At 69.9% G+C, this 23,404-nt stretch carries 20 protein-coding genes; 10 read left to right on the top strand and 10 right to left on the bottom strand.

Features of this window, described 5'->3' with window-relative positions; all coding sequences use genetic code 11:
• Window positions 1-46: 46 nt before the first annotated feature.
• From xth to BM162_RS07365, 3 genes are all read left to right on the top strand, one after another.
• Window positions 47-826, top strand: coding sequence for an exodeoxyribonuclease III (gene xth, locus BM162_RS07375; protein ID WP_093419852.1), 780 nt, complete (start codon window positions 47-49; stop codon window positions 824-826).
• Window positions 827-985: 159 nt separating this feature from the next.
• Window positions 986-1,192 carry a hypothetical protein gene (locus BM162_RS22345; protein ID WP_143096115.1) on the top strand — a complete coding sequence of 69 codons (207 nt, stop codon included), beginning with the start codon at window positions 986-988 and terminating at the stop codon, window positions 1,190-1,192.
• Between the two features lie 84 nt (window positions 1,193-1,276).
• Complete coding sequence (locus tag BM162_RS07365) at window positions 1,277-1,666, top strand: hypothetical protein (protein WP_093419848.1); 390 nt, start codon at window positions 1,277-1,279, stop codon at window positions 1,664-1,666.
• A gap of 18 nt (window positions 1,667-1,684) precedes the next feature.
• Here the strand turns inward: BM162_RS07365 and uvrA are convergent, their stop codons facing one another.
• Both uvrA and BM162_RS07355 read right to left on the bottom strand, forming a co-directional pair.
• Window positions 1,685-4,549: an excinuclease ABC subunit UvrA gene (uvrA, locus tag BM162_RS07360; protein WP_093419846.1), complete on the bottom strand. Its 2,865-nt coding sequence runs from the start codon at window positions 4,547-4,549 to the stop codon at window positions 1,685-1,687.
• 70 nt (window positions 4,550-4,619) lie between these two features.
• Window positions 4,620-5,798, bottom strand: a complete 1,179-nt coding sequence (locus tag BM162_RS07355; RefSeq protein WP_093419843.1) for an MFS transporter — start codon at window positions 5,796-5,798, stop codon at window positions 4,620-4,622.
• A gap of 97 nt (window positions 5,799-5,895) precedes the next feature.
• Here BM162_RS07355 and BM162_RS07350 point away from each other — a divergent pair, with 97 nt between their 5' ends.
• Together BM162_RS07350 and BM162_RS07345 are read left to right on the top strand one after the other, a co-directional pair.
• Entirely contained in the window at window positions 5,896-6,261 is a 366-nt protein-coding gene (locus BM162_RS07350; protein ID WP_093419841.1) for a DUF6152 family protein, read from the top strand.
• Window positions 6,258-6,707 (top strand): hypothetical protein, encoded by a 450-nt coding sequence (locus BM162_RS07345; RefSeq protein ID WP_093419838.1) that lies wholly within the window; start codon window positions 6,258-6,260, stop codon window positions 6,705-6,707. The genes BM162_RS07350 and BM162_RS07345 overlap by 4 nt, the downstream gene beginning before the upstream one ends.
• A gap of 117 nt (window positions 6,708-6,824) precedes the next feature.
• Here BM162_RS07345 and lpdA read toward each other — a convergent pair whose 3' ends face one another.
• From lpdA to BM162_RS07320, 5 genes are all read right to left on the bottom strand, one after another.
• The gene (gene lpdA, locus BM162_RS07340) at window positions 6,825-8,219 is read right to left on the bottom strand and encodes a dihydrolipoyl dehydrogenase (protein WP_093419835.1); all 1,395 of its coding nucleotides are present in this window, start codon (window positions 8,217-8,219) and stop codon (window positions 6,825-6,827) included.
• Between the two features lie 79 nt (window positions 8,220-8,298).
• The gene (locus BM162_RS07335; protein ID WP_093419832.1) at window positions 8,299-8,877 is read right to left on the bottom strand and encodes a DUF924 family protein; all 579 of its coding nucleotides are present in this window, start codon (window positions 8,875-8,877) and stop codon (window positions 8,299-8,301) included.
• 65 nt (window positions 8,878-8,942) lie between these two features.
• Window positions 8,943-10,217 (bottom strand): MFS transporter, encoded by a 1,275-nt coding sequence (locus tag BM162_RS07330; RefSeq protein ID WP_093419829.1) that lies wholly within the window; start codon window positions 10,215-10,217, stop codon window positions 8,943-8,945.
• 87 nt (window positions 10,218-10,304) lie between these two features.
• On the bottom strand, window positions 10,305-11,357 hold the full coding sequence (queA, locus tag BM162_RS07325; RefSeq protein ID WP_093419826.1) for a tRNA preQ1(34) S-adenosylmethionine ribosyltransferase-isomerase QueA: 1,053 nt from the start codon (window positions 11,355-11,357) through the stop codon (window positions 10,305-10,307).
• Window positions 11,354-14,641 (bottom strand): YhdP family protein, encoded by a 3,288-nt coding sequence (locus BM162_RS07320; protein WP_093419824.1) that lies wholly within the window; start codon window positions 14,639-14,641, stop codon window positions 11,354-11,356. Before BM162_RS07320 ends, queA begins: the two co-directional genes overlap by 4 nt.
• 97 nt (window positions 14,642-14,738) lie before the next feature.
• On the opposite strand from BM162_RS07320, the gene bcp reads away from it, so the two are divergent.
• The gene (bcp, locus tag BM162_RS07315; RefSeq protein WP_093419821.1) at window positions 14,739-15,200 is read left to right on the top strand and encodes a thioredoxin-dependent thiol peroxidase; all 462 of its coding nucleotides are present in this window, start codon (window positions 14,739-14,741) and stop codon (window positions 15,198-15,200) included.
• 25 nt (window positions 15,201-15,225) lie between these two features.
• On the opposite strand, the gene BM162_RS07310 is transcribed toward bcp, so the two are convergent.
• On the bottom strand, window positions 15,226-16,026 hold the full coding sequence (locus BM162_RS07310; RefSeq protein WP_143096114.1) for a cobalamin B12-binding domain-containing protein: 801 nt from the start codon (window positions 16,024-16,026) through the stop codon (window positions 15,226-15,228).
• A gap of 450 nt (window positions 16,027-16,476) precedes the next feature.
• On the opposite strand from BM162_RS07310, the gene BM162_RS07305 reads away from it, so the two are divergent.
• Both BM162_RS07305 and BM162_RS07300 read left to right on the top strand, forming a co-directional pair.
• On the top strand, window positions 16,477-17,775 hold the full coding sequence (locus BM162_RS07305) for a M23 family metallopeptidase (protein WP_177215093.1): 1,299 nt from the start codon (window positions 16,477-16,479) through the stop codon (window positions 17,773-17,775).
• A complete protein-coding gene (locus BM162_RS07300; protein WP_093419816.1) occupies window positions 17,765-18,286 on the top strand; it encodes a bactofilin family protein in 522 nt (173 codons plus the stop codon). Before BM162_RS07305 ends, BM162_RS07300 begins: the two co-directional genes overlap by 11 nt.
• A gap of 226 nt (window positions 18,287-18,512) precedes the next feature.
• Here BM162_RS07300 and BM162_RS07295 read toward each other — a convergent pair whose 3' ends face one another.
• Window positions 18,513-19,292: a DUF2189 domain-containing protein gene (locus BM162_RS07295; protein ID WP_439332822.1), complete on the bottom strand. Its 780-nt coding sequence runs from the start codon at window positions 19,290-19,292 to the stop codon at window positions 18,513-18,515.
• A gap of 84 nt (window positions 19,293-19,376) precedes the next feature.
• Complete coding sequence (locus tag BM162_RS07290) at window positions 19,377-21,647, bottom strand: divergent polysaccharide deacetylase family protein (RefSeq protein ID WP_143096113.1); 2,271 nt, start codon at window positions 21,645-21,647, stop codon at window positions 19,377-19,379.
• Between the two features lie 123 nt (window positions 21,648-21,770).
• On the opposite strand from BM162_RS07290, the gene BM162_RS07285 reads away from it, so the two are divergent.
• Window positions 21,771-22,352, top strand: a complete 582-nt coding sequence (locus BM162_RS07285) for an anthranilate synthase component II (RefSeq protein ID WP_093419807.1) — start codon at window positions 21,771-21,773, stop codon at window positions 22,350-22,352.
• Entirely contained in the window at window positions 22,349-23,368 is a 1,020-nt protein-coding gene (trpD, locus tag BM162_RS07280; protein ID WP_093419805.1) for an anthranilate phosphoribosyltransferase, read from the top strand. Before BM162_RS07285 ends, trpD begins: the two co-directional genes overlap by 4 nt.
• Window positions 23,369-23,404: the final 36 nt, after the last annotated feature.

Genomic DNA, 23,404 nt, shown 5'->3' with positions numbered 1-23,404 from the left:
CCCGCGAAGTGCTTGCGCCAGAACGGGCCAAACCGGAGGGACCAGCATGAAGATCGCCACCTTCAACATCAACGGCGTCAAGGCCCGCATCGAAACCGTCTCGACCTGGCTGAGCGACAGCAAGCCCGACGTCGCGCTGTTGCAGGAGATCAAGTCGGTCGACGAGAACTTCCCCCGGCAGCATTTCGAGGACATGGGCTACACCGTCGAAACCCACGGCCAGAAGGGGTTCAACGGCGTCGCGATCCTGTCCAAGCTCCCGCTCGAGGACGTCACCCGCGGCCTGCCCGGCGATGACAGCGACGAGCAGGCCCGCTGGATCGAGGCGACGGTGATCGGCGAGCGGCCGATCCGCATCTGCGGCCTGTACCTGCCCAACGGCAACCCGGCGCCGGGGCCGAAGTACGACTACAAGCTTGCGTGGATGGAGCGTCTCAAGGCGCGGGCCGAGGCGCTGCTCGAGATGGAGGAACCGGCATTGATGGCCGGAGATTACAACGTGATCCCGCAGGACGAGGACGCCGCCCGACCCGACGCCTGGCGCACCGATGCGCTGGCCCTGCCGCAATCGCGCGAAGCCTTCCGGCGCGTGCTCAACCTCGGCTTCACCGAGGCGTTCCGCGCACGGAACATGGCGCCGGGACACTACTCGTTCTGGGACTACCAGGCTGGCGCCTGGGACCGGAACGACGGGATCCGCATTGATCACTTCCTGCTGACGCCGCAATGCGCCGACCTGATGCAGGATTGCTGGATCGAGGGCGAAATGCGGGGACGCGAGAAGCCGTCGGACCACGTGCCGGTCTGGCTGGATCTCGCCGCCTGAGGAACCGCCGCGCCGCACCGGCGTTCGACGCTCATGCGTGCGGCTGTCCTCATCCTGTGCTGCCTTCCACTTCCCGCCCTGGCCTGTCCAAGTGGGGCGAAATGCATCAGTGTCGAGACCGGCGGCCTGAGCAGCGGGAACGCCGGGAAGTGGCTGTCCGTGCCGCAGGCGCCTCCTCCGGTCGAGATCGGCCAGATCCTGCCCGAAGGTCGCTATCGCATGATGTTCAACACGGGCTACTACGGCCTGCCGCCAGTGGCGGACGGCTGGGTGTACTACCGGGTCGACGACGACATCTATCGCGTCGGCCGGGACACGTTGGAGGTGCTCGAGCGCGTCACGCATCAAGCGAACCGCGCCTTCTGAGCGGCCAGCCGCCGACGACCTTCGGCGCCTCTGGACCTTGGCCGCATTACGGGCGTTTCTGGTGGAAAATCAACGGAGACCGAGATGAAACCTCTCCTGACCGCCGCGACACTTGCCGCAGCTCTGGCCGCCCCGACGCTCATCGCCGCGCAGCCCGGGGGCTGCCCGCCGGGACTGGCTAAGAAGTCGCCCGCCTGCGTTCCTCCGGGTCTCGCCAAGAAGGGCGTGACCACCCACGACAGAGTGGGCGACGACGATCATTATCACGATGACGATCACGACCATTGGCGGATAGGCGACCGGCTCGACGACGACGAATATTTCCGTCGCATCCGTGACCGGACCCGCTATGAACTCCCGCCGCTGCGTGACGGCGAGAGCTACTATCTGGACGGCGAAACGGTCTACCGCGTGGACAACGACAGCCGCGCCATCCTCGACATCATCGCGCTGACCGGCCTGCTGACGCGGTGACCGGCTGGCGGCGGCGGATCACTCCGCCGCCACCTTCCTCGGCCGCAGCATCGGCTTGAGGTAATGGCCCGTGTGGCTTTCGGCGACCTCGGCCACGTCCTCGGGCGTGCCGGTCGCCACCACCGTGCCGCCGCCGTCGCCGCCCTCGGGGCCGATATCCACGATCCAGTCCGCGGTCTTGATGACGTCGAGGTTGTGCTCGATCACCACGACCGTGTTCCCGGCGTCCACCAGCTCGTGCAGCACTTCGAGAAGCTTCTTCACGTCCTCGAAATGCAGGCCGGTCGTCGGCTCGTCGAGGATGTAGAGCGTGCGGCCCGTTGACCGCTTCGCAAGCTCCTTCGAAAGCTTCACCCGCTGCGCCTCTCCCCCCGAAAGGGTCGTGGCCTGCTGACCGACCTTGATATAGCCAAGGCCCACCCGCATAAGCGCGTCCATCTTCTCTCGGATCGACGGGACGGCCTTGAAGAACTCCTGCGCGTCTTCGACCGTCATATCAAGAACGTCGGCTATGCTCTTGCCTTTCCACTGGATTTCCAGCGTCTCGCGATTGTACCGCTTGCCGCCGCAGGTTTCGCAGGTGACATAGACGTCGGGCAGGAAGTGCATCTCGATCTTGATCAGGCCGTCGCCCTGACACGCCTCGCACCGTCCGCCCTTCACGTTGAAGCTGAAGCGCCCCGGCTTGTAGCCGCGCGCCTTCGCCTCGGGCAGCCCGGCAAACCAGTCGCGGATCGGGGTGAAGGCCCCGGTGTAAGTGGCCGGATTCGAACGCGGCGTCCGCCCGATGGGCCGCTGGTCGATGTCGATGACCTTGTCGAGATGCTCGAGCCCCTTGATCGTCTCGCAAGGCGCGGGCGTCTGCCGGGCGCCGTTCAGCCGCATGGAGGCTGTCTTGAACAACGTCTCGATGGTCAGCGTGGACTTGCCCCCGCCCGAGACGCCCGAGACGCAGACGAACTTGCCCAGCGGGAAGTCCACCGTCACGTCCTTGAGGTTGTTGCCCTGCGCCTTGACGACGGTCAGCGTCTTCTCGTTGCCCTTGCGCCGCTCGGCCGGCACCGCGATCTCGCGCCGTCCGGCCAGGTAGTCGCCGGTGACGCTATCCGGGTTCTGCATGATCTGAGCCGGGGTGCCATGCGCCACCACCTGCCCGCCATGGACGCCCGCGCCGGGGCCGATGTCGAAGACATAGTCGGCCTCGCGGATCGCTTCTTCGTCATGCTCGACCACGATCACCGTGTTCCCCTGGTCGCGCAGGTTCTTCAGCGTCGTCAGCAGCCGGTCGTTGTCGCGCTGGTGCAGGCCGATGGACGGCTCGTCGAGCACGTAGAGCACGCCGGTCAGCCCCGACCCGATCTGCGAGGCCAGCCGGATGCGCTGGCTTTCGCCGCCCGAAAGGGTGCCGGCGTTGCGCGACAGGGTCAGGTACTCCAGCCCGACGTTGTTGAGAAAGCCCAGCCGCTCGCGGATCTCCTTGAGGATGGCGCGCGCGATCTCGTTCTTCTGCTTCGTCAGGTGGTCCGGAACGGTCAGCGTCCAGTCGTAGGCTTCCTTGATCGACTTCTCGACCACTTCACCCACGTGCAGGCCCGCGATCTTCACCGCCAGCGCCTCTTCCCGCAGGCGATAGCCGTTGCAGGTGCCGCAGGGCCGGTTGTTCTGGTAGCGCTCGAACTCCTCGCGGATCCAGCTGCTGTCCGTCTCGCGATACCGCCGCTCCATGTTCGGGATCACGCCCTCGAAGGGGCGCGAGACGTTGTAGACGCGGCCGCCCTCGTCGAAGCGGAACGGGATTTCCTCGTCGCCGGTGCCGTGCATGAACACCTGCTGGACGTGGGCCGGCAGATCCTTCCACCGCGCCTTCGGGTCGAACTCGTAGTGCCGGGCGAGCGCCTGGATCGTCTGGGTAAAGTACGGCGACTTGCCCTTGCGCCAGGGCGCGATAGCCCCGTCGGTGATCTTCAGGTTCTGGTCCGGCACGATCAGCCGCTCGTCGAAGAACAGCTCGACACCCAGGCCGTCGCAGGACGGGCAGGCCCCGAAGGGCGCGTTGAACGAGAACAGCCGCGGCTCGATCTCGGGGATGGTGAAACCACTGACCGGGCAGGCGAAATTCTCGGAAAACGTGATCCGCTCCGGCTCGCCCTCCCCCTCGCGCGGGGCGGTTTCGAGCACGGCGATGCCGTCGGCGAGGTCGAGCGCCGTGCGGAACGAGTCGGCCAGCCGCGTCTCGAGCCCCTCACGCACCACGATGCGGTCCACGACCACGTCGATGTCGTGGCGGAACTTCTTGTCCAGCGTCGGCGGCTCGTCGAGGTCATAGAACTCGCCGTCCACCTTCACCCGCTGGAAGCCCTGCTTGCGCAGCTCGAGAAACTCCTTGCGGTACTCGCCCTTCCGGTCGCGGACCATCGGGGCGAGGAGGTAGCCGCGCGTGCCCTCCTCCATCTCCATCACCCGGTCCACCATGTCCTGCACCTGCTGCGCCTCGATCGGCAGGCCGGTGGCGGGGCTGTAGGGCGTGCCGGCGCGGGCGAAGAGCAGGCGGAGGTAGTCGTAGATCTCGGTCACCGTGCCGACGGTCGAGCGCGGGTTCTTCGAGGTCGTCTTCTGCTCGATCGAGATCGCCGGCGACAGGCCGCTGATGTGATCGACGTCCGGCTTCTCCATCATGTCGAGGAACTGGCGCGCGTAGGCCGACAGGGACTCGACGTAGCGGCGCTGCCCCTCGGCATAGATCGTGTCGAAGGCCAGCGACGACTTGCCCGAGCCCGACAGTCCGGTGATGACCACCAACTCGTCGCGGGGGATGTCGACGTCGATGGACTTCAGATTGTGCTCGCGCGCGCCGCGGACTTCGATGTGCTTCAGCTCGGCCATGACCTACCTCGGAGACGAATTGGCTTCAGATAGGCAAGCGCCCGCGAGTCGCCAACCTCTTGACAGAACATTACCGGAACGCGGACAAATCGTCACGGTCTCCGGCCACCTTTCCATGCAGGATTGCCAGCGTCGCGATCCCGCCGAGGCAGAGCGCCGACGACATGAGCGACAACCCCATCGGTCCGGCCATCAACGCGACCGCGAAGAGCGGCGTTCCGAAGGTCGACCCGACATTTCCCAATTGTGCGATGGCGCCGTTCGCCTTCGCCTGGTCCGGCGACAGCGGGTTCAGCGCCGGCACGGCAGCGAACGTCGCCCCCGGCACCATCCCCATGACGCAGAAGGCCAGCGCCGCAACGGGCAGTTGCGCCGCCTCGGGCACCAGCCAGACAGCGGGCATGGTGATCATCGTCAGCGCGAAGCCCGCCATGCCGACCTGCATCGGCGCCACGAATTTCGCGACGAAGCCCGCGCCGAACGTGCCGACCAGCGCCACCACCGGCAGCACCACCGCCGCCTGCGGCCCCAGAATCGGCGGCATCAGCGTCATCAGCGCCACGAAGTTCAGCGTGTACCAGACGAACCCCAGCGCGGGCCCCGCCCGGCGAGCACTGCCATAAGTGCCCAGATGCGCAGCGGTCCAGCCCAGCCGCTCGGGCGACGTCAGGACCTTCGGCAGGATCGGCGGCAGAATGACTGCCAGCGCCAGCATCCCCGCTCCGTGCGCCGCGAACAGCATCGGCACACCGCCGAGGTCCAGGAGCGGCGCGCCCAGTACCGCCGTCGCGGCGAAGCCGATGCCCACGAACGTTCCCCAGAGCCCCATCGCCACCGGCCGCGCCGCGCCCGGCGCGCTCGCCGCCATCAGCGTGGGCGCGGCGACGACGATCACCAGGTGCGTCGCCCCCTCAGCCAGCCGCAGGACCATGAACGGTGCGAAGCCGGGCAGCTGCGCCTCGACCAGCGACAGCGCGCCGCCGCCAGCCAGCCCCAGCGCCAGCATCCGCCGCGGCCCCTCCCGCGCCACGAGCCCGCCGGCCATCACGCCCAGCACGACCCCCGCCAGTCCGTTGACCGACACCGCGAAGGGCAGCCAGCCGCCCGCCTGCGGGTACACCTGCGCCAGCCAAGGCAGCGCGACCGCCACCTTGGCGAATTGCGCGGCGGCGAACAGCCCGGCGACGAAGAGCCCGAGGATGCGGGTCCAGTCGGCGAGCGTCGGGGCGGGGGCGACGGCGGTTGTCATGCCCCGCGCTCTACGCCCGCTTCCCGGCGCACGCAATCGTCACCGCATGCCGCCACATCAGCCGCTATGCTGCGACCAGATGCAGAGGAGACGGATCATGCCCCTGACCAGACGGCTCGTCCTCGCCGCCGCGCTCGGCGCGATCGCCCTGCCCTCGGCCGCCCACCACGGCTGGCGCTGGACCGATGGTGGCCAGTTCGAGCTGACCGGCATCATCACGCACGCCGATCTCGGCAACCCGCACGGCGTGCTGACCGTGGACGCCAACGGCGAACTCTGGATGGCGCAAGTGGGCCAGCCCTGGCGCAACCAGCAGGCCGGGCTGACGGACGAGATGCTGTCGCCCGGGACCGAAATCACGGTGCTCGGCGAACGATCCGCCGACCCGGAGCAGCTGATCGTGAAGGCCGAGGCGGTGGTCATCGGCGGACAGAAGTACGTGCTCTATCCCGATCGGGTTTGACCGACCTCGCCGCCGCGCTCGAGGCCACGGCGCTGGCCCAGCACCTGAAGGCCTCGCGCTGGACCTACCCGCTGGTCAACGCCGGCCACATCCTCGGCCTCGCCCTGCTGATCGGGGCGGTCGTGCCCATGGACCTGCGCCTGCTCGGACTAATGCGCCGTCCCGCCCTGCCCGAAACGGTCGCCCTGCTCCGCCCCATCGCAGCCACGGGTCTCACCCTTGCGGCCACCTTCGGCGCTCTCCTCTTCTTCACGCAGGCCAGCGACTACATCGGCAATCGCTGGTTCCTGGCGAAGCTCTCCCTGGTCGCCCTCGGCCTGCTGAACGCCGCACTCCACCCCGCGCTCGCCGATATCCCGCCGGCGCGGCAGCGCGCCGCCGCCCTCGCCTCTCTGGCGATCTGGCCCGCCGCGCTGATCTGCGGCCGCCTCATCGCCTACAGCTGAGGGTCCATCTTCGGTCCTGAAACATCCTCGGGGGTGAATTGAGCGAAGCTCAAGAGGGGGCGGACAGCCCCCACGCCCCGCCCGCCGCAGGCGCCGAAGGGGCTTTGCCCCTTCACCTCAGAAGTGAATCGCCCGATCGTAGGCGTCCAGAACCGACTCGTGCATCATCTCGCTCAGCGTCGGGTGCGGGAAGACAGTGTTCATCAGCTCTTCCTCGGTGGTCTCGAGCGTCCGGCCCACCACGTAGCCCTGGATCAGCTCGGTCACCTCGGCGCCCACCATGTGCGCGCCCAGCAGCTCGCCGGTCGTCGCGTCGAACACCGTCTTGACCAGCCCCTCCGGCTCTCCCAGCGCGATGGCCTTGCCGTTGCCGATGAAGGGGAAGCGGCCCACCTTGACCTCGTGGCCCTTCTCCTTCGCCTGCGCCTCGGTCAGACCGACCGAGGCGACCTGCGGCTGGCAGTAGGTGCAGCCGGCGATGCTCTCGGGGCGCACCGGGTGGACGTCGTTCTTCCCCGCGATCAGCTCGGCCACCATGACGCCCTCGTGGCTGGCCTTGTGCGCAAGCCACGGCGCGCCGGCAAGGTCGCCGATGGCGTATAGCCCCTCGACCCCGGTGCGGCAGTACTCGTCCACCACCACGTGCGTGCGATCCACGCTCACGCCAAGCTTCTCCAGCCCGAGCCCCTCGGTGTTGCCCACGATGCCCACGGCCGAGATCACCGTGTCGAAATCGTGCTTCTCCACCTTGCCGCCGGTCTCGATCGAGGCCGTGACCTTGCCCTTGCCGCGGTCGAGGTCCTTCACGATGGCCTTTTGCAGGATCGTCATCCCCTGCTTCTCGAATTGCTTCTTAGCGAAGGCGCTGATCTCGGCGTCCTCGACGGGCAGGATGCGCTCCATCACCTCGACCACCGTCGTCTCGGCGCCCAGCGTGTTGTAAAAGCTCGCGAACTCTATCCCGATCGCGCCCGAGCCGATGACCAGCAGCTTCTTGGGCATCCGTGGCGGGACGAGCGCGTGCTTGTAGCTCCAGACCAGATCGGCGTCGGGCTCCAGCCCCGGCAGCTCGCGTGCCCGCGCGCCGGTGGCCAGCACGATGTTCTTCGCCGTCAGCTCCTCGGTCCCCTTGTCGGTCTTCACCGACACGCGGCCCTTCCCGGGGAGCGTCGCCTCGCCCATCACGACCGTGACCTTGTTCTTCTTCATCAGGTGGCCCACGCCCGAGGACAGCTGCTTGGCCACCCCGCGCGACCGCTTAACGACCGCGTCGATGTCATAGCCGATCTTCTCGGCCGACAGGCCGAAATCCTTGGCCCGTTCCATCAGGTGGAACACCTCGGCCGAGCGCAGCATGGCCTTCGTCGGGATGCAGCCCCAGTTCAGGCAGATGCCGCCCATGTGCTCGCGCTCGACGATGGCGACCTTCAGGCCCAGTTGCGCGCCGCGGATCGCGGCGACGTAGCCGCCCGGTCCCGCGCCGATCACGATCATGTCGAAGGTCTGTGCCATGTCTTGCCGCTCCTGCCTCTGGTCGGCGGGCACGCTAGACCATTGGAATGGCGGCTTCAATGCGCCCCGGGCGCTCGGGTCAGGCGGCGTCGGCGCGGGCGGCCCGCACCGCGGCGCCATAGCCCCCCTGCTCGAGGAATTCCGCCTCGCCCGTCTGCGGCGTGCGCCCCAGCGCCTGGTTGCGGAAGGGGAAGCGGCCGAAGCGGCGGATGACGTCCCGGTGCGCCTTGGCGTGGATCAGATTCTCGGCCCCCGTCTCGGGCATGCGTGTCAGCATCAGGCGCACGCAGCGGTCCTGATCGCACAGGTTCTCGGAATGCATCAGCGGGAGATAGAAGAACTGCCGCGCCGGTTCGTCGATGCGCATGTCCCAGTTGCGGGCGATGGCCATCTTGGCGGCCGCCAGCGCCACCGTGTCGGTCGAAAACGCCGTCGCCTGTCCGCGGAACATGTTGCGCGGGAACTGGTCCGTCAGGATGATATAGGCCAGCGTCCCCGTGGGATATGTGAGCCAAAGCGCGAACGCCCCCTGCGCCGCACTTTCCCAGGCGTCCAAGAACCGATCGCGCACCGCGTCGTCCAGCGCCTCGCCCTTGTACCAACCCTCGGGCCCCACCTCGTCCAGCCAGAAAGCCAGGACATCGTCCGGTGTCGCCATATCTCGCTCCGCCTCCGCCGACCGCTCGGCGGAAGCGTCGCAAAACATTCACACCGCCGCAAGCCTCATGCGGCGCGGGGCGGGTCGCTTTCGGAGGCCTCTTCCTCGGCCGTCTCGATCGCCCATTCCTGCGCCACCTCGACCGCGACCGGCGACGCTGTCGCCATGACGGGCGCGTAGGCCGCCGTCTCGTCCGCCGAAGGGGCCGGGCGCTGCGTCATCCGGTAGGCCGCGTAGCCGCCGACAATGAACATCAGCGCCGCGACGAAAATCCAGAAGCCCTGCGCGCCGATGACACCCATCATCCAGCCGGTGACGATGGGGCCCGCGATGGCGCCGACGCCGTTGACGAAGATCAGACCGCCCGACGCGGCGGCCATGTCCTCGTGCGCCAGATAGTCATTGGTATAGGCGATGAGCAGCGAATAGAGCGGGTTGACCGCCCCGCCCACCAGGAAGGCGGCGATCAGCAGTACCGCGAAGACGCCACCCGCCACGGCGGCGAGCACGCCCGCCGCGCCGCCCGCAAGCGCCACGATCATGATCAGCAGCCGCCGGTCCATCCGGTCCGAGGCCCAGCCGATGGGGAATTGCAGCACCAGCCCGCCCAGGAAGATGGCCGATATGAACAGCGAGATCTGCGCCACGCTCAGCCCGATATCGGTGGCATAGACCGACGCCATGCCAAACTGCGCCGAGAACACGCCGCCCATCAGCGTCATGCCGACGAAGCCCAGCGGCGAGAAGCGGAAGAGCTGCAGCAGGCTCATCGGCTTGGCGGTGTCGAAGGCCGGCGTCGGGTTCACCGACAGAAGGATCGGCGCGAAGGACACCGACACCAAGACCGACGGGATCACGAACAGGATGAAGCCCGACGGGTCGCCCAGGTTCAAAAGGCCCTGCGCCGACACGATTCCGGCCATCTGCACGATCATGTAGAGCGACAGCGCCTGCCCGCGCGTTTCGTTCGTGGCCGAGTTGTTCAGCCAGCTTTCGGCGGTCACGTAGACGCCCGAGAAGCAGAAGCCGATGATGACCCGCAGAAGGGTCCAGGCCCATGGCTCGGTGATCGAGGGATAAAGGATCAGCACCGCCGAGATGAAGGACCCGAGTGCCGCGAAGACCCGCACGTGCCCGACGCGGCGGATCAGCTCGGGCGCCAGCCGCGAGCCGCCCAGGAAGCCGAGGAAATAGGCGGACATGACGATCGACATCTCGAAGGTCGAGAACCCCTCGATCCCGCCGCGCACGCCCAGCAGCGTGCCCTGCAGGCCGTTGCCCACCATCAGCAGCCCCATGCCCAGCAGCAGCGGCCACGAACTCCTCAGTACCTGTAGCATCCGGTCTCCGTGTCGTTCCGACGTGAAAACGGGCTAGCGCCCCGCCGGCGGCCCGTCTGCCCCGGCGGCGACGCCTGCCCGTCGCTCTCAGGCGGCGGGTAACAGAAGGGATGCGTCTCCGTAAGAGAAGAACCTGTATTCTTCGTGAAGGGCGTGGGCATAGATGCGGCGGATGCGTTCGGGTCCCATCAGGGCCGAGACCAGCATCATCAGCGTCGACTTCGGCAGGTGAAAGTTCGTCATCAGCCCGCCGGCCACGCGGAAGCGGAAGCCCGGCGTGATGAAGATGTCGGTGTCGCCGCGCCACGGCGCGATACCGTCTTCGATCGCCGCGCTCTCGATCAGGCGCAGCGCGGTCGTGCCCACCGGGATGACCCGGCCGCCGGCGGCGCGGGTGGCGTTGATCTCGCCGGCCGCCTGCTTGGTCACCTCGCCCCACTCGGCGTGCATCTTGTGCTGCGTGATGTCGTCGACCTTCACCGGCAGGAAGGTGCCCGCGCCGACGTGAAGGGTAACGTGGGTGAACTCGACGCCCATCGCGCGCAACTCGGCCAGCAGCGGCGCGTCGAAATGCAGCGAGGCGGTGGGCGCGGCCACCGCGCCGGAGTGCCGGGCCCAGACGGTCTGGTAATCCTCGCGGTCACGCTCGTCCGCGGGGCGCTTGGCGGCGATGTAGGGCGGCAGCGGCATCGCCCCGGCCTCGGCCAGCGCGGCATCGAAATCCTCGCCCGCCAGGTTGAAGCGGATCGCCGCCTGTCCCTCGCCCCGGCTGTCCAGCGTGCCGGTCAGCGCGTCGGAGAACACGATGACCTCTCCGTCGCGGATCTTCTTGAGCGGCTTGACCAGCGCGCTCCACGCCCCGTCCGCCCGCGGCTCGAGCAGCGTCACCTCGATGCGCGCCGCCGTCCGTCCCTCCGCCCCGTCGCGGAAACGCTGGCCCGACAGCCGCGCCGGGATCACCTTGGTGTCGTTGAGCACCAGCCGGTCACCGGGCCGCAGCCAGCGGCCCAGGTCACGCACCACGGCATCGGTGATCCGATCGCCTTCGGCCACCAGCAGCCGGGCGGAAGAGCGCGGGCGCGCCGGTCGCGTGGCGATCAGCCGCTCGGGCAGGTCGAAGTCGAAGTCCGACAGCTTCATCGTGCGCCTCTCTCGGGCGGCGGACGGCGGAAGATCTCGCGGAACATCCCCGGCGTGAGGATCGACAGCGGGTTGACCCCGACGCTCGGCGACGCGGATGGGCCGCGCAGCGTGAAGTTGAAGCCGAACAGCCCCTCGCCCCTGCGGGTGAGGACCGATCCGACGCGGTTGACCAGATAGATGGGTGACACGACGCCCTGCATGTCCATGCGCTTGCTGCGCAGGTCATAGACGCCGTCCATCGAGATGCCAAGCGATGCCCCCACGGCGCTGGAATCGTACAGCACCACCCGGTCGGGAGTCAGGCGGAAGTCGGCGTGAACCTCTTCGAACGGGATGCCCTGCCCGTCGAGCTGTTCGAGCAGGCCGACGACGCTGACCGCGCTCAAAAGCTCGGCCATCACGGGCGCGTCGCGCATCCGCGTGCCGGTGACGCGAAGCCTGCCGTCATAGGTGCCGGGCGCGCCGGTGGGGTTCAGGATCAGGTCCATTGCCCCGCCCCGCACCGTCCGGATGATGCCGGCATCGCGGAACACCCCGCCCCCGTCGTCCGAGAGCACGCGGATCGCAGTGCCACGCTGCGACGGGACGAGCGTCGCGCGGACGGGCGCGCCGCCGTTCACGCGGCCGGTGATCACGCCGCTGACCGCGCCACCCCCGTCGATTTCGCCCCGAACGTCGGTCAGCGCGATGCCGTCCGTGATCACCAGCCGATCGAGCGCGATGTCGATCGGTCCGCGCGCGCCGCCGCCGGAGCCGCCTTCGCCGAACTCCGCCGCGCGCAGGTCGAACGTGCCGCCGCGCAGCGCGATCGCCGGGGGCTGCCCCCATCCCCGCGGCGTCAGCGTCACCGGCGCGTCGAGCCAGTCGCCGATGCGTACGCGGCCGAAGCGCGCCGCCTCGAGCCCGCCGCCCGGGGCAAGGTCCAGGCGGCCGACGGCCGACAGTCCGCCGCCCTCGACCTCCAGCCGGCCGACCTCGGGCGTCGGCCCCAGCGTCGCCTCGACGGCCAGACGCCCCGTCGCCTCCGCCGGCTTCGCCCAGTCCAGCGCGGGCAGCGACAGGCGCAGGCCGGACAGGTCCGAGGTCAGCAGCACCTCGGGCGGCGCCCCTTTCTCCAGCGTCAGCGTCACGTCGCCCGTCCCCCGGCCCGAAACGCTGCCCTCCGGCAGCGCCACGCCAAGGGCGTCCAGCGCGCGGGGCGACAGCTCGACCGTGCCGCGCAGGGTGCTGCTCCCCCGCTCTTCCGGCGACAGCCCCTGCCGCCAGCGTGCCGTCAGCGGGATGCCGTCGAGCGTCGCATCGCCCGAGACCAGCACCGCCGACGGCGTCGCCTCGACCTCCAGCGCCTCGGCACGAATGGATCGGCCGGGGGCGAGCGTGTCCGAGGCGAAGTCCCGCAGCAAGCCGTTCGTGGCATAGGTGATCTCGTTCTCCCGCAGCTTGCGGCCGAAGGTCAGGGCGAAGGCGGTGTCGAGCAGTGCGCGCCCCTCGCCCACCTCGGGCGGCGGGCCGGTACGGAACGCCGACAGCGGCGGCTGATCGATCAACTCCAGCGTGGCGGAAAGCGTGCCCTCTGTGTGCAGGCGGAACTCTCCCCGCGCAGGCTTCTGCCGCGTGTCGGGCACGGTGAGGGTCGAGCCCGCGGCGCTGACGGTGCCGCCGCCCGGCAGAACCACGCCGCCCCGGTCGAGCGTCAGCGCGAAGCGGTTCCCGGCGATGGAGGCATGGCCGGCTGCGCCGGTCAGAGGCGGCATCTGTTTCAGGAACCCGACCTCGGCGTCGCGGAAGGCGAAGCTTGCCGCGAGCCGCCGGTCCTGCCCCGGTGCGAGGCGCAAGGCGGCCTCGAGATCCGTAATCTCGCCGGACACGATGTTGCGGTCGAGCCAGTCGCGCGTCTTCGGCGCTACGGCCAGCGGCCACAGCGCCTTGGCCCGCGCCGCCGATACCGCCTCGGCCGAAAGGTCCACGGCCACGTCCCAGCCCTCGGGCGCGGCGGTGACCGAGCCGTCGGCCCGGATGTGCCGCCCGTTCGCCCCCGACAGGACGAGCTGCCCGATCTCCAGCGTGAAGGGGTCGAGCCGCAGGCGCAGGTCCGCTGTGGCCGAGGCGAAGCTCACCGGTACGGCCAGCACGCCCTCGGCCGAGGCGCGCAGCCGGTCGGCCCGCAACTGCCCCACCAGCGCCCTCGGCCAGCCGCCCGGCCCCGTCTCGCGCAGGTACGCGTGCCCCTCGGCCTCGAAGGTGGCGAAGTCCGACCGACCGGTGAGCTGGCTGAGCGCAATCTTCTGCGTGGCCGGGTCATAGCTGAAATACGCCTTGGCGCTGTCGAAGGCGACCGGCCGGGTGGCAGGCGTCGGATGCACCGCGCCCGATCCGATTTCCAAGGTCCCGGCGAAGCCTTCGGGCGCGCCAGTCGTGTCGAGCGTGGTGCGGAACGCGCCCGAGATCGGCGCTTCGAGCACGCGCAGAACGGACAGGACAGGGGATTGCAGCGCGATGTCCGCCGCCGCCGCGTTCTCGACCGTCGCACTGATCGCGGCCGAGGCGTCGTCGGAGTCGGTGGCGACCGAAAGTTGCAGGCGCGCCAGGTCCTCCGTCCCGTTGAAGACCTCGGCCACGACGGTCACGCCCAGCCCGTCCGCATCGCGCTCGAGCAGGAGCGTGCCGCCGGTGACCTGCCAGACCCGTGCGGTGCGCGCATCCTCGAGCGTCACGGTCAGGTCCCGCGCCTCGATCCGCTCCACCCCGGTGAAGGGCGGCGCAGCGAAAGCGGCGTCGAGCGCATCGAGCAGACCGCCGATCCCTTCGAAGGACTGCCCGCCGCCGCCCAGCGAAAGCTCGAACCCGCCATCGGCGCGGCGGCGCACCGTCGCCTGCGCCCCTGCCAGTCGCAGCCGGCGCGGCAGCACCTGCCCGCGCGACAGCGCCACGGGGTCGAACGCCGCGCCGATGTCGTTGAGCTGCGCCAGCGGCACGCCGCCCGCATCGGACAGCTCCACCCCCCGCAGGCGCACGCGCGGAACACCGTCCTGCCCCACGACCACCGCCGCGCGGCCCAGCTCGATGCGGAAGCGGTCGAGCCGCGCGTTCAGACGCGCCTCGATCCGGTCGGTGACCCAGACCGGCAGATCCACGCTGCGCCCGGTGAACGACAGGACGGCAAGGCCCGCGATCAGCGCCAGCGTCAGGATCGACGACACCACCCACGCGCCCAGCCGCGCCGCGCGCCGCCGGCGCGACGGCCCGCGCGTGCGCGTCGTCTGCTCTGCCCGTTCCGTCATGCCGTAGTCGCCAGCGTCCTGCCTGCGCGGGCTTTATCTTGCCGGCAGACGATCTAGAACCCAACCGGTAATCACAACGCGCTGAGGGATGACCCCAATGCTCGACACCGGAACCGCCGCCCCCGACTTCACCCTGCCGCGCGACGGCGGCGGCGAGGTCACGCTTTCGGAGCTTCGGGGCAAACCCGTCGTGCTTTACTTCTATCCGCGCGACGACACCTCGGGCTGCACCAAGCAGGCCATCGCCTTCACCGAACAGCTCGACGCGTTCGAGGCCGAGGGCGCGACGATCCTCGGCGTGTCGAAGGACCCCGTCGCCAAGCACGACAAGTTCCGCGACAAGCACGGCCTGCGCGTGGCGCTTTTGTCGGACGAAGACAGCGACGTCTGCGAACGCTACGGCGTGTGGAAGGAAAAAAGCATGTACGGCACGACGTTCCTGGGGATCGAGCGGTCCACCTTCCTGATCGACGCCGAGGGCAACGTCGCGCGGGTCTGGCGCAAGGTGAAGGTGCCCGGCCACGTCGACGATGTGCTCGACGCCGTGCGAGGGATTTGAGCCGGATCAAGCGCGGCACTCGGCCTCAGCGGCCCGTGCGCACGTCTGCCTCTTGTGCGAGGCGAGACATCGCCTCGTGCACGTCCTCCACAAGAAGGTCCGCGCCGGACGCGGCCGCCTGAGCCGGGCAGGCCGCGACGACGTTTCCGCCCACAGCCACGCAGGCGCCGGGCGCCACGGTACGTATCCGCGCCACCAGGTCAGACAGGATCCGCGCGGGCCGTTCACCGCTGGCTGACAGACCCACCACCGGCGGCTGCCGCCGCTCGAGGATCTCCAGCAGCGTGGCGGCGTCGATGTCGAGTTCGAGGTCGATCCGCCAGCCCGCGCGGCGAAAGACGTCGGCGGCCATCATGCTGCCCAGCACGTGATCCTCGCCCGGAACCGGCGCAAAGAGCGCGTAGCGGACCCCGGACGCACGAACCTCCCCGCTGGCGACGTCGGCGCGCAACTCCCGCAGGAGCCCGTGGATGCGGCTCGTGGCCAGCGTGACCTCCCAGAACGGCATCTCGTCGCGTTCCCACAGGCGGCCCAGGTGCCGCGCCGCTTCGGCCAGGCAGTCAATCTGGATCCGCTCATCGCTCAGCCCGCGCGCCCGCAGCCGTCGGACCACCGCGCGCGCAACCGCTGGATCGCGGTCGCGCAGCGCCTCGGCGCAGGCGACCACGTCCGCGGGCGCGGCGGCGACGCCGCGGCGCGCCTCGGCCAACCGCGCCACGTGGTCCAGCGCGTCGCGCACTACGTTTTGCAGGTCGCAGGCATGCGCCTGAGCGCCGCTGCCGTCCCGCATCGGTGCGCGCTGCGCCACCACCCTGAAACCACTCAACTTCAAAGACGTCGCCCCCCGACGCTTCGACCGACGAAAGCGGGGCCGCCGGCCGCCCATCCTGCCGACGCGGACCCGCCCGTCCCCGCCGGTCCCGATTGTGCGGAACCATCACGCCTACGCAGGTTGGACCGGCGGGTTCCCTCAAGTCGACAAAATATTTCGAATCATTTCCCTTGCGATTCAGCGGGATCCGCGATCCGCCCATCGACATTCATGATTCCGGTCTTGCACCACAGCGTTGCAGGACCGTTGCGGGCGCAACTTTCGGCGGATTACCGCTCATCGCCGGCAAGCAACCGCGACACGGGCGCAACATGCGGCCGAAATCGTTGCAGCACCCTCACGCGCCCGTTATGGACCGATTAACCACCGGCGGTTGGGGAGCCGCCTGCTGCACGACAAGAACAGCAAGGGACAGACGGGCACGTGGCACACGGGAAACTGACGATGGTGAACGCTGCGCTCGCGCGCGCGTTCCCCGAACGGCGACTGTTTCTGCGGTCGGACACCGAAACCCGGTTCGTTCGCCTCGCGCCCGCGACGCAGCTGATGGCGGTGAGCGGCAGCGCACTCGTGGTCGGCTGGACCATCGTGGCGACCTCGATCCTCCTGATGGACAGCATCGGCTCGGGCAACGTGCGCGAGCTCGCCAAGCGTGAACAGGCGCTTTACGAAGAGCGGCTCAACGCGCTCTCCGCCGAACGCGACGCCAGCGCCGAAGACGCGCGCCAGGCGATCGAGCGGTTCAACGTCGCGCTCGCGCAGGTGTCGCGCATGCAGGAAGAACTACTGGCCTCGGAAACCCGCCGCCGCGAGCTCGAGACCGGCATCGAGGTGACGCAGGCCACCCTGCGCCGCGCCATGCAGGAACGCGACGCCGCGCGCGACCAGACCCGCACCTTGGCGCTTCAGGTCGAGGGCGGCACGGCGGCGGAGGCCGACGAGCACCGCGTCGCCGACATGGAGGCCACGCTGGACATGCTGGCCGACGCGCTGGGCGACACGGCGGACCAGCGCGACAGCCTCGCCGCCGAGGCCGAGGAAGCCGAGGCATTCGCCGAGGAGATGATCCTCGAGGCCCGGCTCCAGCAGGACCGCAACGAGCTGATCTTCAGCAAGCTCGAGGACGCGCTGACGATCTCGGTCAAGCCGCTCGACAAGATGTTCGAAAGCGCGGGCCTGGACGCAGACGACCTTCTGGACACCGTGCGGCGCGGCTATTCCGGCCAGGGCGGCCCGCTGACGGCGCTGCGCATGTCCACCAAGGGCCAAGGCCCGGACGACGATACGCTGCGCGCCAACTCGATCCTCGAGCGGCTCGACCGCATGAACCTCTACCGTATCGCGGCCGAGAAGGCGCCGTTCGACATCCCGGTGAAGCAGTCGTTCCGCTATACCAGTGGCTTCGGCCCGCGCTGGGGCCGCATGCACGAGGGCACGGATTTCGCCGGGGCGCACGGCACGCCAATCCACACGACGGCGGACGGCGTGGTGACCTATGCCGGCCGCATGTCGGGTTACGGCAATCTGGTGAAGATCAAGCACGAGTTCGGCATCGAGACGCGCTACGCCCACATGTCGCGGATTCGGGTGAAGGTCGGGCAAAAGGTCTCGCGCGGGGACCAGATCGGTGATATGGGGAACACTGGCCGGAGCACCGGCACCCACCTTCATTACGAAGTGCGCGTCGGCGGCAAGCCCGTCAATCCGATGACCTACATCAAGGCTGCGAAAGATGTTTTCTAAGAGCAAGATCAACGAGCCCGGCCCCAAGCAGGGCGAAGGCCAGGGTCCGAAAACCCCCGAGGCGTCGTCTTCCGCCCCGAAGACCACGACCGATTTCCAGCCGTCCAGTGCGCCGAAGTCCAAGCCGCCGGCATCGGTTCTGTCGTCGGACCTTACGATCAAGGGCAACCTCAAGACCACCGGCGACATCCAGATCGAGGGCACGGTCGAGGGCGACATCCGCGCCCATCTGCTCACCGTCGGCGAAGGCGCGACGATCAAGGGCGAGGTCATGGCCGACGACGTCGTCGTGAACGGCCGCGTTGTGGGCCGCGTTCGCGGCCTGAAGGTGCGCCTGACGTCGACCGCGCGGGTCGAGGGCGACATCATCCACAAGACCATCGCCATCGAAAGCGGCGCCCATTTCGAAGGATCCGTCCAGCGGCGCGACGATCCGCTCAATACAACGCAGCAGCAGGGTGCGCGGCCGGGCCAGCAACAGCAGGGCAAACCCGCCGAAGCCAAGGCCTGAACTCAGGTCGCTCCCGTCACGCAAGCCCCGCGGCCTTCGCCGGCGGGGCTTTTTCATGCGCCGGCCGCGCGCGCCGGGCTGTGCCCCTCGTGCGGTGAACCGGTGTCCCGGCCTTTCCTCTTGCGAAAATACTCCCGCCGGAGGCACCGTGCGCCGCAGGCGCACCAAAACAAACGTCGCGCCGCAGGCGCGTCCGCGTGGCGGCGCCGGGAGATCGTGAGCCCCGTCAGACCTCGTCGTAAAGCGCGCGACGATACAGGTGCCAAGTGGCGTGGCCCAGGACGGGCAGCGCCACGAAGAGGCCCAGGAATACCGGGACCATCGCCGCCAGCAGCAGCACAGCGATGAGCGCGGCCCAGACCAGCATCACGCCCAGGTTCTCGCGCACCGTGCGCAGGCTCAGCAGCATGGCGGTCACGAAATCGACCTCGCGCTCAAGGAGGAGCGGCAGGCTGACGACGGTGAGAGAGAACATCAGGAAGGCGAACGCCCCGCCGACGGCCAGCTCCACGGCGATCATGGTCATCCCGTTCGCGGTCAGGAACACCTCCCACGAGGTGGAGACGTTGGTCAGCGTCGACAGCCCCATGAACAGCGCAAACAGCATGTGGGCGAAGAACGTCCAGAACAGGAAGGCGATGACGATGATCGCGCCGATCCAGGGGATTTGCCGGTCCCGCTCGGCTAGCACCACACCCAGCACCTCGGACCAGACTAGCGGCCGGCCGGCCTCGATCCGGCGACTGACCTCGTAAAGCCCGACGGCGGCGAAGGGCGCGATCAGCGGAAAGCCCAGCGACATCGTCAGCGTCCAGGCCAGCGTGCCCGCGCCGAACGCCACCAGCGCCAGACCACCCAGCACGTAGACCGCGCTGAAGAACAGCCCGAAGCTTGGCGCGCGGCGAAAATCCTGCCAGCCGAGGATCAGCGCCTCCCGTAACTCCGTCAGCGTCACCCGTCCGATACGTGGCAGCGCCGACGGCGCGCCTGGCGCCGGTACGCCCATATCCGTCATCCTGTGTCTCCTCCCCGTGGGCAGTATACACCGCCGGGCCGGGTGCGGGCAACGCCCCGAGACGCGGGTCGGCCCCTACTGCCCCGCGCGCAGAATGGCCGAGACGGGGGCGAGCGTCACGTCGGCAGCGCGTCCTTCGGCAACCCATTGCCGCAGCGCGCGCAGGGTCTCGGGCCGCGTCCGGCCCACGAGGATCGCACCCTGCTCGACGCGGGCGCGGAAGGCCCCGTTGTCGAGGAAGCGCTGCACGGCGCGGGCGTCCTGCCCCGCCGCGTCGATTTCGCGCGTGACCTGCGCCGCCGGCACGTCCCCGTCGATCTGCTGCGCCGGGTCGCGCTCGTCTTGGAACGTCACCAACCCATGGCCGGAGCGTGCGAGCCGCTCCACCAGGCCCCCCGCGGCGGTCGTCCCGGTAGCGTCGTCAGGCCAGCCCAGCACCGCCACCGCGTCGTCGAGCGCCCCGCCCGCGCCGAGAAGCAGTCCGTCCGCCCCGTCATGGGCCGGGATCACCACCACCTCGTGCCCGGCGGCGCGCGCGGCGGCCGCGCGGTCGGCGGCGTCGGGCGCCTGCGCCGGGATGGCGAGCGTCACCGGGAATGCCAGGCGCGGGATCGCACCGCCGGTGTCGAGCAGGATGACCGAGAGGAGCGGCCGGTCCTGCGGCGCCTCGAAGGGCAGCGCGTTGCGCAGCAGCGCGGGCAACGTGGCCTCGCCGGTTCCGTCGATGCCCGTCGCATCGCTGACCCGCGGCAGGCGGTCGGTCGGGTCGCCCGCGGACGCGCTGCCCCGGTCCGCGCCGCGTTCCGCTTCAGCGGGACGTGCGGGCGCGCCCCCCGCCTCGGGCCGGCCAAGCTCTCCGTCGACCACGATCCGTCCCTCGGCATTCACCGTCGCCGGCATCTCGGGCAGCGGGATCGTCTGCGGCACCTCGGGCGCCGCGCCGGTGTCGGGCGTCGTCTCCGGTGCCTCGTCGCCCGGCAGCACGCCGGGCCCCGACAGCGATGCCGTGCGGTCGGCGAAGAGCTGGCGGGCGAGCCCACTCTCCTGCTCTGCAGACGGCGCCTGAAGCGCGGCGGGCGCAGGGCCGACATCGGCGGTGACACGAGCGGTTTCGGCCGGCGGCGCCTCGACCTCGGGCAGCGCCTCGACCTCCTGCGCCGGACCCAGCGCCCGGCGCTCGGGCGAGGCGACCGGGCTCGAGGCACTGGGAAGTGCCAGCGCGAGGTCCTCGGTCTCGGGCGCCTCGGTGGCCGAGGTCTCCGCGACGTCGACCTCGGGCACAGCCGGGTCCGAGGGCTCGGGCCCCGCATCGGGCCGCTCGCCCTGGGACGGCGCGGCTGGAGCCGGAGCGGCGCGCGAGCCGGCGGAGCCATCGGCCGTGCGAGAGACGGCGGGCGGTTCCGCCTCGGCCCGCGGCGGCGCGGCGGGTTCCTGCGGCGCGGGGGCCGCGACATCCTCGGGCGCGCGGGCCGGCAGCCCCTCGCGGTTCTCGCGCCCGGCCGGCGCAGACAGGAGGGTAGGCGCGGCGGACGCGACGGCGGGGTCGGACGACGTCGGGGCGTCCTCCATCTCGCCCGGCGGCAGGTCAGCGGCGCCCGTGTCGGCCAGCTCGCCCGGAGCGTTGGCCTCCGGCCGCGCCGACGCCGCATCCTCCGCCTCCTCGCCCGTGGCGAGCCGCCGCCCTCCGTCCTGCTCGGGCGACGCGAAGGCGTCCATCCCGGCGAGCGCTTCTGGCGCATCTGCGGCGTCGTCGACCTGCGGCAGGTCTTCCACCCCGATCTCGACCGGCGGAAGCGCCTCGCCCGCCGGCTCCGGCGCCGCGTCGGCGGTCACGGTCGGGCGGACGGCCTCTTCGTCCTGCAGCGGTGCGCCGGCGACTTGCGGAGCCGCGGCCGAGAGCTCCGGCGTCGCGGGCACGGCCGGGGCGGCATCGCCCGACCGGCGCGCGGCGGCGCGGGGGGGCTGCGGCGGCTGGCCCGTCGCGACCGGAGCCTCGGCGTCCGGCACGCCAACGGGCGCGGCAAGCTCGGGCAGCGCCAGGTCCACCTCGGGCGTCGCGGCCTCGGGCGGGGCGTCCGCGTCGAGCGGTTCGGGCTGCGCGTCCGGCGTCGGCGCGGGCAGCGGGACGGTCTCGACCGTTTCGGGGGCCGGGTCGCTGTCGGGAAGGACGGGCTTGGCATCCGGACGGGCGCGGTTGAACTCGGTCCCCGGCGGCAGGTCCACTGCGGCAGCCGCGGGCGGTTCGACGGCGAACTCTCGGCGCGCGCCGACCTGCGACACGACCACCACCACGGCCGTCGACACGGCGAGACCCCAGGCCACGCCCGAAAGCAAACCACGCGCCACTTCTTGTCTCCGTCCTGCCCGAGCCTGTCCACCTCGCCTTGACGCTGGCGGGCGGCTGCGCCCATGTATAGCGCGACCCTAACCGGGGTTCATCCCCTTTGCACGCCGAGGAACCGCGCCCACATGCTGCTGCTCATCGATAACTACGACAGTTTCACTTACAACCTCGTACATTATCTGGGCGAGCTTGGGGCGGACGTGGTGGTGCGCCGAAACGACGCCATGGACGTGCAGGCGGCGATGGCGATGAACCCCGCCGCGATCCTCCTGTCGCCCGGACCCTGCGACCCGGACCGCGCCGGCATCTGCCTGGCGCTGACCGAAGCGGCGGCCGAGACGCGCACGCCGCTTCTGGGGGTCTGCCTGGGGCACCAGACCATCGGACAGGTCTTCGGCGGTCGGGTGGTGCGGGCCAACGACATCGTGCACGGGAAGCTCGGCACCGTGCGGCACACCGGTAAGGACGTGTTCGCGGGCCTGCCCTCGCCCTTCGCGGCGACGCGGTACCATTCGCTGGTGGTCGAGCGGGACAGCCTGCCCGAGTGCCTGGAGGTGACGGCGGACCTGGAGGACGGGACGATCATGGGCCTGTCGCACAAGACGCTGCCGATCCACGGCGTGCAGTTCCACCCCGAATCCATCGCGTCCGAGCACGGTCACAAGCTGCTGCAGAACTTCCTCGACGAGATGGCGGTCCCGGCATGAGCAACACGCTGAAGCCGCTGATCGCCGCCGCCGTCGATCGCCCGCTCACGCGGGAGGAAGCCGAGACCGCGTTCACCGCCCTGTTCGAGGGCCGCGCCACGCCCAGCCAGGTGGGCGGCCTGTTGATGACCCTGCGCACGCGCGGCGAAACGGTTGCCGAATTCGCCGCGGCGGCGTCGGTGATGCGCGCCAAGTGCAAGCCCGTGCGCGCGCCCGAGGGGGCGATGGACATCGTGGGCACCGGCGGCGACGGCAAGGGGACGCTGAACATTTCGACCGCCACGGCCTTCGTCGTGGCGGGCGCCGGCGTGCCCGTGGCCAAGCACGGCAACCGCAACCTGTCGTCGAAATCCGGCGCGGCGGACGCCATCGGCGAGATGGGCGTGAAGGTCATGGTCGGGCCGGAGGTCGTGGAGCGTGCGCTCAACGAGATCGGCATCGGCTTCATGATGGCGCCGATGCACCACCCGGCCATGGCGCATGTCGGCCCGACGCGGGTCGAGCTGGGAACGCGCACGATCTTCAACATCCTCGGCCCGCTGACCAACCCGGCGGGTGTGAAGCGCCAGCTGACCGGCGCCTACTCCGAGGCCGTGATCCGTCCGATGGCGCAGACCCTGGCCGAACTGGGGTCCGAGCGGGCCTGGATCGTGCACGGCTCCGACGGGACCGACGAAATCTCGATCGCGGGGCCCACGGCGGTGGCCGCGCTCGAGGACGGGGCGGTGACGATGCGCGAGATCGCGCCCGAGGATGCGGGCCTGCCCGTGCATCCCTTCCAATCCATCATCGGCGGCACGCCTGCCGACAACGCCCGCGCTTTTCGCGAACTGCTCGAAGGGGCGCACGGCGCCTATCGTGACGCGGTGCTGCTGAACGCGGCCGCCGCGCTGGTCGTCGCGGGCCGTGCGACCGACCTGCGCGAGGGGGCCGAGATGGCGCGCGACAGCATCGACAGCGGCCGCGCGCGGGACAAGGTGCTGCAACTGGCCCGGATCACGTCGGACGCGGCCTGACAGCCACCGCTTCTTTCACCTGATCCACGAAAAAGG

It is taken from the genome of Tranquillimonas alkanivorans, assembly GCF_900115595.1.
Taxonomy (GTDB): Bacteria; Pseudomonadota; Alphaproteobacteria; order Rhodobacterales; family Rhodobacteraceae; genus Tranquillimonas; species Tranquillimonas alkanivorans.
The sequence above is the reverse complement of the archived record's forward strand: the minus strand, read 5'-3'. Positions and strand labels throughout refer to the sequence as shown.

What these genes read in the sequence shown, in the direction of transcription:
- xth (WP_093419852.1), top strand. Translation starts at nt 47, where the DNA reads ATGAAGATCGCCACCTTCAACATCAACGGCGTCAAGGCCCGCATCGAA.
- BM162_RS07365 (WP_093419848.1), top strand. Translation starts at nt 1,277, where the DNA reads ATGAAACCTCTCCTGACCGCCGCGACACTTGCCGCAGCTCTGGCCGCC.
- uvrA (WP_093419846.1), bottom strand. Translation starts at nt 4,549, where the DNA reads ATGGCCGAGCTGAAGCACATCGAAGTCCGCGGCGCGCGCGAGCACAAT.
- BM162_RS07355 (WP_093419843.1), bottom strand. Translation starts at nt 5,798, where the DNA reads ATGACAACCGCCGTCGCCCCCGCCCCGACGCTCGCCGACTGGACCCGC.
- BM162_RS07350 (WP_093419841.1), top strand. Translation starts at nt 5,896, where the DNA reads ATGCCCCTGACCAGACGGCTCGTCCTCGCCGCCGCGCTCGGCGCGATC.
- lpdA (WP_093419835.1), bottom strand. Translation starts at nt 8,219, where the DNA reads ATGGCACAGACCTTCGACATGATCGTGATCGGCGCGGGACCGGGCGGC.
- BM162_RS07335 (WP_093419832.1), bottom strand. Translation starts at nt 8,877, where the DNA reads ATGGCGACACCGGACGATGTCCTGGCTTTCTGGCTGGACGAGGTGGGG.
- BM162_RS07330 (WP_093419829.1), bottom strand. Translation starts at nt 10,217, where the DNA reads ATGCTACAGGTACTGAGGAGTTCGTGGCCGCTGCTGCTGGGCATGGGG.
- queA (WP_093419826.1), bottom strand. Translation starts at nt 11,357, where the DNA reads ATGAAGCTGTCGGACTTCGACTTCGACCTGCCCGAGCGGCTGATCGCC.
- BM162_RS07320 (WP_093419824.1), bottom strand. Translation starts at nt 14,641, where the DNA reads ATGACGGAACGGGCAGAGCAGACGACGCGCACGCGCGGGCCGTCGCGC.
- bcp (WP_093419821.1), top strand. Translation starts at nt 14,739, where the DNA reads ATGCTCGACACCGGAACCGCCGCCCCCGACTTCACCCTGCCGCGCGAC.
- BM162_RS07305 (WP_177215093.1), top strand. Translation starts at nt 16,477, where the DNA reads ATGGTGAACGCTGCGCTCGCGCGCGCGTTCCCCGAACGGCGACTGTTT.
- BM162_RS07300 (WP_093419816.1), top strand. Translation starts at nt 17,765, where the DNA reads ATGTTTTCTAAGAGCAAGATCAACGAGCCCGGCCCCAAGCAGGGCGAA.
- BM162_RS07295 (WP_439332822.1), bottom strand. Translation starts at nt 19,292, where the DNA reads ATGGGCGTACCGGCGCCAGGCGCGCCGTCGGCGCTGCCACGTATCGGA.
- BM162_RS07285 (WP_093419807.1), top strand. Translation starts at nt 21,771, where the DNA reads ATGCTGCTGCTCATCGATAACTACGACAGTTTCACTTACAACCTCGTA.
- trpD (WP_093419805.1), top strand. Translation starts at nt 22,349, where the DNA reads ATGAGCAACACGCTGAAGCCGCTGATCGCCGCCGCCGTCGATCGCCCG.